The sequence below is a fragment of the Arachnia propionica genome (assembly GCF_003932785.1).
Classification (GTDB): domain Bacteria; phylum Actinomycetota; class Actinomycetes; order Propionibacteriales; family Propionibacteriaceae; genus Arachnia; species Arachnia propionica_B.
Genome location: NZ_RQYT01000149.1, coordinates 1 through 452, shown reverse-complemented (window position 1 = coordinate 452; position 452 = coordinate 1). Strand labels below are relative to the sequence as shown.

The window sequence follows — 452 nt, the reverse complement described above, 5'->3', positions numbered from 1 at the left end:
TGTCGTATCGGCCGCGCCAGTTGTCCTCGTAGACCTCGGCGGTGCGGCTGGAGATGCGTGCCGCGCCCAGAACGGCGGCGGCGACGAGGAGCGCCACCAGGCACCATGCCCCCACCGCCAGCCGGTCCAGTCGAGGTGTCACAGGTGCACCACCTTGTCAGCGGCGTTGAGGATCACTTCATCATGGGAGGCGACCACCACGGCCACCCCCTGCTCAGCAGAGGTTCGCAGCATGTCCCTGACTAGATGTGCCGCCTCGGCATCCAATGACGCGGTGGGCTCATCCAGCAACGCCAGTACGGGCTGTTTCGCCAGTGTTCGCGCCACGGCTACCCGCTGTCGTTCACCTCCGGAAAGGGTCCGGGCGCGGGTTCCGGCCAGATCCCCCAGGCCAAGGTCGTCGAGATATCGGCGTGCCTCATCCCGGGATGCGTCGGCCAAGCAGACATTGG

1 protein-coding gene is annotated in these 452 nt (G+C 66.8%); it reads right to left on the bottom strand.

The genetic code is table 11. From position 1 onward, the window contains the following. Nucleotides 1-138 precede the first annotated feature (138 nt). The coding region (locus tag EII35_RS15620; protein ID WP_125229350.1) for an ATP-binding cassette domain-containing protein at nucleotides 139-452 on the bottom strand (314 nt) is incomplete at its 5' end.